Source organism: Pseudomonas bohemica, from assembly GCF_002934685.1.
GTDB lineage: Bacteria > Pseudomonadota > Gammaproteobacteria > Pseudomonadales > Pseudomonadaceae > Aquipseudomonas > Aquipseudomonas bohemica.
Window position 1 is genome coordinate 1 of record NZ_NKHL01000055.1, and the last position, 11,557, is coordinate 11,557.

Consider the following 11,557-nt stretch of genomic DNA (forward strand, 5'->3'; position numbering starts at 1 on the left):
GTTCGTAACGCTTTGCCATGCGGGCCTCCAGCCAATCATGGCGGCAATCTACCCGCACCGACTTTTCGTACAAAACCTAGGAAATGCCCTTCACAAGAAAGGGATAGCGCTGTAAGAAACAGCCTACAAATGGGGATTTTTGTTGCAGGAAGTGGCTGCAACGGCAGGTGATTCATCCTCGTTCGCGCAACATCTTGGCGCTTGAGTCAGCGTCGCCCCACCCGACTCCAAATCCCTCAATATCGGACAATCAGGCCGGTGATCGCCCTGACAATGTTCTACCAGGTCTTGCAAGGTGTCGCGCAGCCCGGCCAGCTCAGTGATCTTCCGGTTCAGTTCGTCGATGTGCTGCCGGGCAAGGGCCTTGACGTCGGCGCTGGCTCGTTCCCGGTCTTGCCAGAGCGTCAGCAGCTTGCCGACTTCTTCCAATGAAAAGCCCAGATCCCGCGAACGCCTGATGAAGGCCAGGGTGTGCACGTCGTCCTTGTCGTACAGTCGGTAGCCACTGTCGGTGCGGGTGGCGGAGTGGAGCAGGCCGATGGATTCGTAATAGCGAATCATCTTGGCGCTCAGGCCGCTGCTTTTGGCGGCTTGTCCGATGTTCATCGCGTTTCTCCCGTGTCGTCAGGCTTCCAGGTTTTCAGCAGCAGGGCGTTGCTCACGACGCTGACACTGGACAGCGCCATGGCTGCGCCCGCCAGCACCGGGTTGAGCAGGCCGAACGCCGCCAGGGGAATGCCGATCAGGTTGTAGACAAAGGCCCAGAACAGGTTCTGGCGGATCTTGGCGTAGGTCTTGCGGCTGATGTCCAGCGCGGCGGGAATCAGCCGTGGGTCGCCGCGCATCAGGGTAATGCCCGAGGCATGCATGGCCACATCGGTGCCGCCACCCATGGCGATGCCGACATCAGCGGCAGCGAGGGCAGGGGCGTCGTTGATGCCGTCGCCGACCATTGCGACCACGCCGGTTTGCCTCAGCGCGACGACTGTGGCGGCCTTGTCGGCGGGGAGAACTTCAGCGTGCACATCGACAATACCCAACGCATCGGCGACAACTCTGGCGCTGCCGCGATTATCGCCGGTCAGCAGATGGCAGCTGATGTTACGCGCGGTCAGTTGCTCTATGGCTTGCGCTGCGCCAGGCTTGAGGGTGTCGCCGAAGGCGAACAGGCCGAGTACATGACGTTGTGGGCTCAGTTCGATCAACCACGAGAGCGTGCGGCCTTCGGCTTCCCACTGCTGCGCGGTTTGGACGAGGGCGTCGGGGGCAAGAGCGCTTTCTTCCAGCAGGCGACGATTGCCCAGCGCCAGGTCGCGGCCTTGTAGCGTGCCTGCGATGCCACGACCGGCCAGCGAGCGGCTGTTGCTGACGTCATCGAGTGTCAGGCCGCGGTCTGCTGCCATGTCTAGCACTGCTTTAGCCAACGAATGTTCGCTGCCCCGTTGCAGCGCGCCAGCCAGTTGCAATAAGGCGTTCTCGTCGTCATCGACCGCGAGCAGGTGCGCAATGCGCGGGGTGCCGGAAGTCAGCGTGCCGGTTTTGTCGAACACCACCGCCGTGACTTCATGGGCGCGCTCCAGGGCTTCGGCGTCCTTGATCAAAATGCCGTAACGCGCTGCAACCCCGGTTCCGGCCATGATGGCGGTCGGCGTCGCCAGGCCCAATGCGCAGGGGCAGGCGATGACCAGTACGGCGACGGCATTGATCAAGGCGGCTTCCAGCGAAACGCCCGCCACCAGCCAACCCACCAGCGTCGCAATCGCCAGCAACAGAACCACCGGCACGAATACCTGGCTGACCTTATCCACAAGCTTTTGGATCGGCGCTTTGGCAGATTGCGCATCTTCGACAAGGCGGATGATGCGCGCCAGAACCGTCTCTGCGCCCAGCGCCTGCGTCCTTACCAGAAGACGGCCTTCGCCATTGATGGCGCCGCCTGTGACTTTATCGCCGGGCTGTTTGGCGATCGGCAGGCTTTCACCGCTGATCAAGGCTTCATCTGCATGGCTCTGGCCTTCGATGACCTCGCCATCCACCGGGAAGCGTTCACCGGGTTTGACCAACACCAGGTCGCCCACTTTCAGCGCGCTGATCGCAACGTCTTTTTCCTGACCCTTGACGATTTGAATCGCCCTTTCCGGCCGCAGTGCTTCCAGCGCCCGAATCGCGCTGGCGGTCTGGTGCTTGGCGCTGCTTTCAAGGTATTTGCCGAGCAAAACCAGCGCGATGACGACCGCGGAAGCCTCGAAATACAAATGCGGCATGCTGCCAGGGCTGGCAGCGAGCCACTGATAGAGACTCAGGCCATAACCGGCACTGGTGCCCAGCGCGACCAGCAAATCCATGTTGCCCGCCCCGGCGCGCACGGCCTTGAAGGCGGCTACATAGAAGCGCGCACCGAGAAACAATTGCACCGGTGTCGCCAGTACAAACTGCACCCACGCGGGCAACATCCAGTGCACGCCCAGAGGTTGTAGCAGCATCGGCAAGACCAACGGCAACGCCAGGACGATGGCGAGGATGAGGTGCCAACGGTCGCTGTCGTGGCGCTTGAGTTGGTCGGCCTGTTGAATGGCAGGGTCCTGCTCGAGGCTGGCGCCGTAGCCGGCTTTATCGACGGCGGCGATGAGGCTGTCCGGGTCGATGGGTTCGAGCACCTCGACGTGGGCGCGTTCGTTGGCAAGGTTGACGCTGGCGCTTTTGACGCCGGGAACTTTGCGCAACGCACGCTCGACACGGCCTGCGCAACTGGCGCAGGTCATGCCGGTAATCGGCAGATCGAAGGTTTCGGGGCGGGACATTCCGGGCACTCCTTGTAAGCGGTTGCCAACAAGGATCAACCTTGCCATGTGGGTAAGGTCAAGCGCCAGCCCGTGAAAATGCTAGTCGCGGCAAGGGCATGATCTCAATGACATCTGCTGCAGCGTGCTTGCCCCGACCGTGTACTGTCAGACGCTGTTGTTGCGGTACCTGTAATGACCATCGCCGGCAACGCGTTCCTACGGATTTTGCGGCGTCCGCGCCCTGGGGTACTCGCCTGCAGTACTCAATAATTCAAATCAGCCTTTTTCAGGTACATCCCGTTCGGCCCTGAGGCGATACGGTATTTGAGAATGTCACCGGCGTTTACGTGTATGCGCGTGTTGTTCTGCGCCTCGATGCCCGGCGAGCACCCCGGCATTTGCGAAGGCAGCACCCGCAGGCGAACCGACTGATCGCCCGCCGGGAGGTTGAAGGAGGCTGAGTCCTCCTGGAACAGGCGACCTACCAGTTGGTCCTGAAGGAAGATGCCAATCTCGCACGGTGTGGGGACTTCAAGTCGTTCGCGAGAAATGATGAGCACGCCATAATCCTGATCGGCCTGAGCCCAGGATGCGGAGGCCAACAGACCGATAAAACCTGCAATGCGAAAGGCAGACCAGCGCATGGCCGATTCTCCTGATGTTCGTTGATGAAACACTTTGGCTCAGCGCAACGATGAATACCAGCCCGGCAGATTCAATACACACTTGACCTTGCCATGGTGGGAAGGTCGAAGATGACGACCATCTGCTGTCTCACCCACGTGGGCGGCCACCAACCGAGGAGTCACGACATGCAAGTATTCAACGTTCAGGGCATGACCTGCGGGCACTGCGTTAAAGCGGTCACCAACGCGATCAAGGGCGAAGATCCGGACGCGGATGTGCAGGTTGATCTGGCCAAGGGCGAGGTTTCGGTGCAGAGCCAGTTGGCGGCTGAGCGAGTGATCGGGTTGATTGAGGAAGAGGGGTATAGCGCTGAAGCGAAGTAATGCCGAGCCCAGTTCAACTGTAGGAGCGCGCGGTTAGACGCTCCTACAAGGCGGATGGGCGGTTAGTAGTGATACCACTTCAACTCCAGCATCACTTCATTCACTGGCGAACTCAGTTGGCTGAATTCACGTTGCGCACTCAGCCGCAGCCCCAGGTTGCGCGACAATTCCCACTGCTGATTCAGACTGATATTGCGCCGCACTTCGCCATTGGTGAAGTAGTCGCCCTTCGTTTCAAGACTCAGATTGCCCAGCGAGTTGCGCCACAGAACCCCAGTATCGAAACCTGCCGCCGGTGAAACCAGCGCGTCGAAATCGTTGTTGTGCTCGACGCGCACCGTGCCCAGCGCAAAGCCCAGCACGTCGTCGCCCAGCTTCCAGGTCCCGCCTGCGCCGCCGTTCACATGGCTGACCAGGTTCTCGTCGCCATGCTTGCCCAACACCCGCTCCAGCCCGCCCGCCACTTGCCAGGACCAAGGCTGCAGCAGTTCATTGCGCGGGGTCAGGGAGCGAATCGTCGCCAGATCCAGGCGCTGCACCTGCCATTTGTTGTTCTCATACTGGCGTAGCTTCAATTGCAGAATCTCGATCTGCGCGCCCAGCGGGAAGCCGTATGCGTTGTCGTTCAGGTCGTGATAGGCCATGCGCAAGCCGTATTCTGCGAACGCCTTGTCATCCCGAGTGCCCGCGCCCAACTGCCAGGTTCGCGATTCATGACCGTCTTCCGGCAGCCCCGGACGCTCGATTTCCAGTGCTGGCGGGGGATTGGTGCTGATCGCTCGCAGCAAGTCATAACTACGCTGTGAACGGGCAGCGTCGCGTTCTTCGCCATTGGCGCGATAGCGCTCCAGCCGATACGCCGCATCCTGAATCAGCGCGCGACGTTCCTTCGGCACCGCTAGATATTCAGGGCTTTGCAGCTGCTGCTGATCGGCACTGACCTTGAGCACCCACTGCTTTTCGTCGTGGCTGAGGGGCTCGGCACGGCTAAGCAGTTCTCGCTCCTTGGATGGGCGATAGTCGATCTTCTCCACCAACCCTGCGTCTTGCACTGCGCGGACCGTGTCGGTGGGGATCGCGGTCAGACGAAATTGGGGCGTCAGATTCAGGCTCGGACGTGCGACTTGCAACAGCTCAAGCAGGCGGTAGGAGCAGTTCTCGTCGAAGAAGAAATAGCCGAAGCGAATCTGTTTGAGTTCCCACACGTGTTCGACCATGCGCCGGGTTTCTTCCGGCGTCAGGTTCAGGCGGTATTCCCACAGGTCGCGGTTTTCAAGACTACGGTACTCGGAGAGTTTTTCCTGATACGGCACCAGCGCGAACAGGCCGGGGTAGCCGCCCATCAGGCCTTTCCAGGCGTACAGAATGCTGTTGTCGGAGCCTTCGATGTAAGCGCCGAAGTTGATGGCGTAGCTGAGCAGGGCTGTCTTGTTGGTCTGTACGTCAGCCTGATCGATGCGCAACAGCGTATGTCCGAACATCGAGGACGGGCTGTTGAGGTACGCAGCGGGGAAGATCAGCACAGTGCTGTCCGGCGCTACGTCAGAGAACCACTTGTTGAATTCCTTGCAATCGACCGCAGGCAGGTCGGTGAGCTTCAGCTCGTCGCGCAAGAAACGCGTGCGCGAAGGGTAGACGCACTGCGGATGCAGGTCTTCCTTGCCCTGAACCACTGGCCGGTAGATCGCTTCGAGCGTCGCCGCGAGTTCGGCTTTCGGGTCGTGGGCGCCATTTACGGCGAGGAAGAATTTCGGATCGTCGACATAACTGCGCCAGCCGCCCAGCTTGCCGGATTCGTAATGGCCGATGGAGATCCAGAATCGTGAATCGGCCAGTTGCTGCAAACGACTGTTATCGACGTGAGGCGCGGCGTACAGCGGGGCGCAGACAGAGAGCGCCAGCCAGGCAAGGCGTTTGAGCATAGAAAGGCAACTAACCAGAGATAGAGGAAGGCGTTGAAATCCTGCCTCCCGGGAGGGAGGCAGGTGGCACGACTTTAGGCTTGAGTGGCGTATTTGGCCAGAGCCGGATCGTTCTTCAGTACATCGATGGTGTTGGTGTGGACGTCTTCAGCCGTGGCGTCTGCCTTGTTGAAGATCTGCTGATAGTGCTCGTGGGTGACTGCGGCGAAATGCGCACGATCTTCCGGTGCAACGCCCAGCACGACCGCATAGGTCGTCAGTGCTTCGCCTTGGCCCATGGCCATGTCTTTGGAAAGCTCGTCCATCATGCCGTTCATGGCAAACCAGGACTTGCCACCATAGGTCAGCGCGCTGTTGGTGGAGCAGCCGTTGGTGCCCGAGGTCATGCCGAATGTGGCATTACCGGAGGTACCGTTGGTGGTGGATGCAAGGAAGTGTGCCGGAGTGCCGCGTTGCCCTTCGAACAGCAAGTTACCCCAACCGCAATCTGGACCGCCAGGAGCTTGAGCCATGGCATTCAGGGATGCAGCGGCGAGGAGAGTACCAAGAAGAATCCGTTTCATAGCTTTAGTCTCTGTTGTTTCAACCAAGGGTCGGATTCCTGATCCATACAGGCATCAGGGCGGGCCGGTTATTTAGATTCTTACCGACCGCGCAGCTTGGAGTTTAGGCACGATCTGAATGTTCCGTAGGTAATTACTGTTTATTCCATGTAGGGCACCGCACGTTCGACCTGTCGGCAGCTTCGTCAGGCAGAAAAACATTCCGGTGGTTCTTGCCTTGCCAGTCTGGTGCGGCGAGCGCCAGAATGCCCCATCTGCCCCGCGTGATGTAAGGATGTCCGATGCCCGATCCTGTTGCTGCCAGCTTGCGACTTGCGCCTGAGGCGCTTACCCGTCCCTTTTCCGCTGAACAGTTCAGCTTCACGACAACCAACGATCTGGAACCCTTTCGCGGCGTGCTCGGCCAGGAACGCGCGGTCGAGGCCTTACAGTTCGGGGTCGCCATGCCGCGCCCCGGCTATAACGTGTTCGTCATGGGAGAGCCTGGCACTGGCCGCTTTTCCTTCGTCAAGCGCTACCTCAAGGCCGAGGGTAAGCGCATGCAGACCCCTTCGGACTGGGTCTACGTCAATAATTTCGATGAATCGCGCGAGCCACGCGCGGTGGAGTTGCCCCCCGGCAGCGCCAGCTCTTTTATCGCCGACATAAACGGACTGATCGACAACTTGCTGTCGACTTTTCCCGCAGTGTTCGAGCATCCGTCCTATCAGCAAAAGAAAAGTGCCATCGACCGAGCGTTCAACCAGCGCTACGACCGCGCCCTGGATGTGATCGAGCGTCTGGCGCTGGAAAAAGACATAGCCCTGTACCGCGACAGCAGCAACATCGCGTTCACTCCGATGCTCGAAGGCAAGGCGCTGGACGAGGCTGAGTTTTCGCAATTGCCGGACGTCGAGCGCGAGCGTTTTCACACCGATATTTCGGCACTGGAGGAGCGTCTCAACGAGGAGCTCGCCAGCCTGCCGCAGTGGAAGCGTGAGTCCAACAATCAAATGCGCCAGCTGAATGAAGAGACCATCATTCTGGCCTTGCAGCCGTTGCTGGCGCCATTGTCCGAGCAGTACGCCGAGAACGCCGCTGTCTGTGCCTATCTGCAGGCCATGCAGGTCAATCTGCTGAAAACCGTGGTCGAGCAATTGGTCGACGACAGCAAGACCGACGCCCAGGCGCGCAAGCTGCTGGAAGAACAGTACTGCCCGAGCCTGGTGGTGGGGCACTCTGCCAGTGGCGGGGCGCCCGTCGTGTTCGAGCCGCATCCGACCTACGACAACTTGTTTGGGCGTATCGAATACAGCACCGATCAGGGCGCGCTCTACACCACGTATCGCCAGTTGCGTCCGGGCGCGTTTCATCGGGCCAATGGCGGCTTCCTGGTTCTGGAAGCGGAAAAAATGCTCAGCGAGCCGTTCGTGTGGGACGCCCTCAAGCGCTCGCTGCAATCGCGCAAGCTGAAGATGGAATCGCCACTGGGCGAGCTGGGCCGCATTGCCACCGTGACGTTGACGCCACAGACCATTCCGTTGCACGTCAAGGTGATCATCATCGGCGCGCGTTCGCTGTATTACACGCTGCAGGACCTCGATCCGGACTTCCAGGAAATGTTCCGGGTGCTGGTGGACTTCGACGAAGACATTCCGATGGTCGACGAGAGCCTTGAGCAGTTCGCCCAGTTGCTCAAGACCCGCACTTCGGAAGAGGGCATGGCGCCATTGACCGCCGATGCCGTGGCGCGTCTGGCGACCTACAGCGCACGTTTGGCCGAGCACCAGGGGCGTTTGTCGGCGCGTATCGGTGATCTCTTCCAGTTGGTCAGTGAGGCGGATTTCATTCGCAGCCTGGCCAGTGACGAGCGTACTGATGCCGGCCATATCGAGCGCGCACTGAAGGCCAAGGCCACACGCACCGGTCGTGTGTCGGCACGGATTCTTGACGACATGCTCGCTGGCATCATCTTGATCGACACCGCGGGCGCTGCGGTCGGCAAGTGCAACGGGCTTACGGTGCTGGAAGTCGGCGACTCCGCTTTCGGTGTGCCTGCACGAATTTCCGCCACGGTGTATCCGGGCGGCAGCGGCATCGTCGACATCGAGCGTGAGGTCAATCTCGGTCAGCCGATCCACTCCAAGGGCGTGATGATCCTCACGGGCTATCTGGGCAGCCGCTACGCGCAGGAGTTCCCGCTGGCCATTTCTGCGAGCATCGCACTGGAGCAGTCCTACGGTTATGTGGACGGCGACAGTGCTTCGCTTGGCGAGGTCTGCACGCTGATTTCCGCGCTGTCGAAAACCCCACTCAAACAGTGCTTCGCCATTACGGGCTCCATCAACCAGTTCGGCGAAGTGCAGGCTGTCGGTGGGGTGAACGAGAAGATCGAGGGTTTCTTCCGGCTCTGCGAGGCGCGAGGTCTTACAGGTGATCAGGGCGCGATCATTCCGCAAGCCAACGTCGCCACGCTGATGCTCGATGAGCGGGTGTTGCAGGCCGTGCGCGCCGGGCAGTTCCACGTGTATGCCGTGCGGCAGGTGGATGAGGCGCTGAGTCTGTTGGTGGGTGAACCCGTAGGCGAGGCCGATGAAAACGGCCAGTTCCCGGAAAATTCGGTGAATGGCCGAGTGGTGGATCGTCTGCGCGACATTGCTGAAATGCTCAGCGAAGACGATCTCAAAGAGCTCGAAAAAGAGGCGCCACAATTACAGCCTGAACTGAAAAGTTGAGTGTTTGACGTCAACTAAACAGGGCGTCTGATGGCAAAATGACCATTCGGCGCCCTTTTTATTTTCTCGCTTTTCTTACCGGGTATTTCTTCGATATTGTCGGGCTGCAGCAGTTGTCAAAAGGACTGACGCGTTTCCTTCGCCGTTTCAAGGGAATGAATACTGCAATCAATGAGGAGCTCGCCATGCCGCGCAGCCTCTGTCTTACTCGCCAATGCCTGGGTCTGGTGACCCGTATCGAATGTGTCGTTCGCCCGCTGTCCGGCGATAACGGTATGTGGACCTTGCTTTTCGCCGCCGGAATGTCCGGAGAACAACCTTCCGCGTTAAAGGCTCAAGGGCCGTTTCATGGTCCGGTCGCTGCCGAGTCCGTTCTGGATGCGATTGCCGAGAGCCTGGCCCTTCATGGCTATCAAGCGGCGGAAGAAATACCGATCTGGAGCCTTCATCTGCAAGGTGAGTTGCGAAGGATCAATGGTGACGCCGCCAACGGTCAGCGAACCTCACCGGTCAACTGATTCGCAATAGAGCATCGACGAACGCCCCGTGGTCGTTCCTGTGATCCAGGGTTGTAACGTGGCTTTCGTCGACTGCTGAAGCAGGAACCCTTCCGAGCTCAATTGTTTCAAGTTTTGTCGCGATGGCGTATGCGTCTCCGCCTTCGCCCTATACTCGCGGGTTTTCAATTATCTGTGAGTTTCAATGGAACGTTTTATCGAAAATGCCATGTATGCGTCGCGCTGGTTACTGGCGCCGATCTACTTTGGTCTGTCTCTGGGGCTGCTGGCGCTGGCGCTGAAGTTCTTCCAGGAAGTCTTTCACGTTATTCCCAATGTATTTTCACTGGCCGAGTCCGATCTGATTCTGGTCCTGCTGTCGCTGATCGACATGGCGCTGGTCGGTGGCCTGCTGGTCATGGTGATGATCTCGGGCTACGAGAACTTCGTGTCGCAGTTGGACATCGACGAAGACAAGGAAAAGCTCAACTGGCTGGGCAAGATGGATTCGTCGTCGCTGAAGATGAAAGTCGCAGCCTCCATCGTCGCCATCTCCTCCATTCACCTGTTACGGGTGTTCATGGATGCCAAGAACATCGAGCCTCAATACCTGATGTGGTACGTGATCATTCACATGACCTTCGTGGTATCGGCATTTGCGATGGGGTATCTGGATAAGCTGACCAAGCATTGAGGGTCGTGCTGCGGACAGTTTTGATTCAACCCGGGGGCGTGGTGTGTCAGATAGCGCGGTGTGTGGTTTGACGGCGAACCTCCTGCTATGAACCTGCGCCCGGTCCAGACTGGATGTGCTAGGCTGCTCGGCCTTTTGATTCAGTGCGCCTCTGGGCGCTCTATAAGCGGAGCAGCGTCATGTCCGAAGTCAACCTGTCCACCGACGAAACCCGCGTCAGCTACGGCATTGGCCGTCAGTTGGGCGACCAACTGCGTGACAACCCGCCGCCGGGTGTCAGCCTGGACGCCATTCTGGCTGGTCTGACCGATGCTTTCGGTGGCAAGCCAAGCCGTGTCAGCCAGGAAGAAATGGCTGCCAGCTTCAAAGTCATCCGCGACATCATGCAAGCCGAGGCCGCTGCCAAGGCAGAAGCCGCTGCCGGTGCTGGCAAGCAATACCTGGCCGAGAACGCCAAGCGTGAAGGCGTGACCACGCTGGAATCGGGTCTGCAGTTCGAAGTCATCACCGCAGGCGAAGGCGCTCAGCCAACCCGCGAAAGCAACGTGCGTACTCACTACCACGGCACGCTGATCGACGGCACCGTATTCGATAGCTCCTACGATCGTGGCGAGCCTGCTGAATTCCCGGTCGGTGGCGTGATCGCTGGCTGGACCGAAGCCCTGCAACTGATGAAGGCCGGCAGCAAGTGGCGCCTGTACGTTCCTAGCGAACTGGCCTACGGTGCTCAAGGCGTGGGCAGCATCCCACCGCACAGCGCTCTGGTATTCGACGTCGAGCTGCTCGACGTTCTGTGAAGCTTGAAATCAGCTGTAAGCGCTGAGCTTTAGGCTTCAGGCAGATCGTTGCCGGGTGGACTGTCGTGTTCACTCGGCAACGTTGTATTCGGTGGCAGTCATTCAATGTAATTCACACGCCGGGCGCAACGCCCGGGCGTAGCAGAACAGGAACAGACTGCGCACCATCTCCTTTTGAATCCCCGGCTCGCATGAGCTGAGGCTGTTCACGTCCAGATCCCCCTGATCCCGCAATTCGTCCAGCGCGTCCGCCTCCAGCACGGCGCAGACCTCGCCGGTTTCGCGATGCAGGATTCGCAGGTAAGGGTGTGGCCGATCCAGCCAGGCGTCGATCAGATATGTCATGTTCGTTCTCCTTGAAAGATTTCAATGAGAATAATTCTTATCTGAAGAATAGCAAGGATCTATTTGAGATTAATTCGCATTTTCCATGCGGGTTGACGTAGGTCATCGTATTGGCTGACAAGATTTCATCCTGCAGTAGCCCGTTACCTTATTGTCTAGTCCTGAAATAGGTTTACACCTGTTTTACCCTCAAAACGCCCGATGCACCGCATCGGGCGTTTTGTATTTCAAG

Annotated in this window: 11 protein-coding genes; 5 read left to right on the forward strand and 6 right to left on the reverse strand. The window is 59.1% G+C overall.

Annotated features, from left to right (window positions below):
• Positions 1–123 precede the first annotated feature (123 nt).
• The 3 genes from cueR to CE491_RS00895 form a co-directional block, all read right to left on the reverse strand.
• Positions 124–606, reverse strand: a complete 483-nt coding sequence (gene cueR, locus CE491_RS00885; RefSeq protein WP_110946496.1) for a Cu(I)-responsive transcriptional regulator — start codon at positions 604–606, stop codon at positions 124–126.
• A complete protein-coding gene (locus CE491_RS00890) occupies positions 603–2,801 on the reverse strand; it encodes a heavy metal translocating P-type ATPase (protein ID WP_110946497.1) in 2,199 nt (732 codons plus the stop codon). The genes cueR and CE491_RS00890 overlap by 4 nt, the downstream gene beginning before the upstream one ends.
• A gap of 245 nt (positions 2,802–3,046) precedes the next feature.
• A complete protein-coding gene (locus tag CE491_RS00895) occupies positions 3,047–3,427 on the reverse strand; it encodes a hypothetical protein (protein WP_110946498.1) in 381 nt (126 codons plus the stop codon).
• Positions 3,428–3,595: 168 nt separating this feature from the next.
• On the opposite strand from CE491_RS00895, the gene CE491_RS00900 reads away from it, so the two are divergent.
• Positions 3,596–3,793, forward strand: a complete 198-nt coding sequence (locus tag CE491_RS00900; RefSeq protein ID WP_110946499.1) for a heavy-metal-associated domain-containing protein — start codon at positions 3,596–3,598, stop codon at positions 3,791–3,793.
• 62 nt (positions 3,794–3,855) lie between these two features.
• On the opposite strand, the gene CE491_RS00905 is transcribed toward CE491_RS00900, so the two are convergent.
• Entirely contained in the window at positions 3,856–5,715 is a 1,860-nt protein-coding gene (locus CE491_RS00905; RefSeq protein WP_110946500.1) for an Lnb N-terminal periplasmic domain-containing protein, read from the reverse strand.
• Positions 5,716–5,789: 74 nt separating this feature from the next.
• A complete protein-coding gene (locus CE491_RS00910) occupies positions 5,790–6,278 on the reverse strand; it encodes a DUF3015 domain-containing protein (RefSeq protein ID WP_110946501.1) in 489 nt (162 codons plus the stop codon).
• 281 nt (positions 6,279–6,559) lie between these two features.
• Between CE491_RS00910 and CE491_RS00915 the strand changes: the two genes are divergently transcribed.
• The 4 genes from CE491_RS00915 to CE491_RS00930 all read left to right on the forward strand — a co-directional run bounded on the left by CE491_RS00915 (position 6,560) and on the right by CE491_RS00930 (position 10,980).
• On the forward strand, positions 6,560–8,992 hold the full coding sequence (locus CE491_RS00915; RefSeq protein ID WP_110946502.1) for a Lon protease family protein: 2,433 nt from the start codon (positions 6,560–6,562) through the stop codon (positions 8,990–8,992).
• 185 nt (positions 8,993–9,177) lie between these two features.
• Positions 9,178–9,510, forward strand: a complete 333-nt coding sequence (locus tag CE491_RS00920) for a PA4575 family protein (RefSeq protein WP_110946506.1) — start codon at positions 9,178–9,180, stop codon at positions 9,508–9,510.
• A 184-nt stretch (positions 9,511–9,694) separates the two neighbouring features.
• Complete coding sequence (locus CE491_RS00925) at positions 9,695–10,183, forward strand: TIGR00645 family protein (protein ID WP_110946503.1); 489 nt, start codon at positions 9,695–9,697, stop codon at positions 10,181–10,183.
• Positions 10,184–10,362: 179 nt separating this feature from the next.
• On the forward strand, positions 10,363–10,980 hold the full coding sequence (locus CE491_RS00930) for an FKBP-type peptidyl-prolyl cis-trans isomerase (RefSeq protein WP_110946504.1): 618 nt from the start codon (positions 10,363–10,365) through the stop codon (positions 10,978–10,980).
• Positions 10,981–11,082: 102 nt separating this feature from the next.
• On the opposite strand, the gene CE491_RS00935 is transcribed toward CE491_RS00930, so the two are convergent.
• A complete protein-coding gene (locus CE491_RS00935) occupies positions 11,083–11,325 on the reverse strand; it encodes a PA4570 family protein (protein ID WP_110946505.1) in 243 nt (80 codons plus the stop codon).
• Positions 11,326–11,557 lie beyond the last annotated feature (232 nt).

Bases quoted from the DNA above. Each gene is read 5' to 3' on its own strand.
- cueR (WP_110946496.1), bottom strand. From the start codon at position 606: ATGAACATCGGACAAGCCGCCAAAAGCAGCGGCCTGAGCGCCAAGATG.
- CE491_RS00890 (WP_110946497.1), bottom strand. From the start codon at position 2,801: ATGTCCCGCCCCGAAACCTTCGATCTGCCGATTACCGGCATGACCTGC.
- CE491_RS00895 (WP_110946498.1), bottom strand. From the start codon at position 3,427: ATGCGCTGGTCTGCCTTTCGCATTGCAGGTTTTATCGGTCTGTTGGCC.
- CE491_RS00900 (WP_110946499.1), top strand. From the start codon at position 3,596: ATGCAAGTATTCAACGTTCAGGGCATGACCTGCGGGCACTGCGTTAAA.
- CE491_RS00905 (WP_110946500.1), bottom strand. From the start codon at position 5,715: ATGCTCAAACGCCTTGCCTGGCTGGCGCTCTCTGTCTGCGCCCCGCTG.
- CE491_RS00910 (WP_110946501.1), bottom strand. From the start codon at position 6,278: ATGAAACGGATTCTTCTTGGTACTCTCCTCGCCGCTGCATCCCTGAAT.
- CE491_RS00915 (WP_110946502.1), top strand. From the start codon at position 6,560: ATGCCCGATCCTGTTGCTGCCAGCTTGCGACTTGCGCCTGAGGCGCTT.
- CE491_RS00920 (WP_110946506.1), top strand. From the start codon at position 9,178: ATGCCGCGCAGCCTCTGTCTTACTCGCCAATGCCTGGGTCTGGTGACC.
- CE491_RS00925 (WP_110946503.1), top strand. From the start codon at position 9,695: ATGGAACGTTTTATCGAAAATGCCATGTATGCGTCGCGCTGGTTACTG.
- CE491_RS00930 (WP_110946504.1), top strand. From the start codon at position 10,363: ATGTCCGAAGTCAACCTGTCCACCGACGAAACCCGCGTCAGCTACGGC.
- CE491_RS00935 (WP_110946505.1), bottom strand. From the start codon at position 11,325: ATGACATATCTGATCGACGCCTGGCTGGATCGGCCACACCCTTACCTG.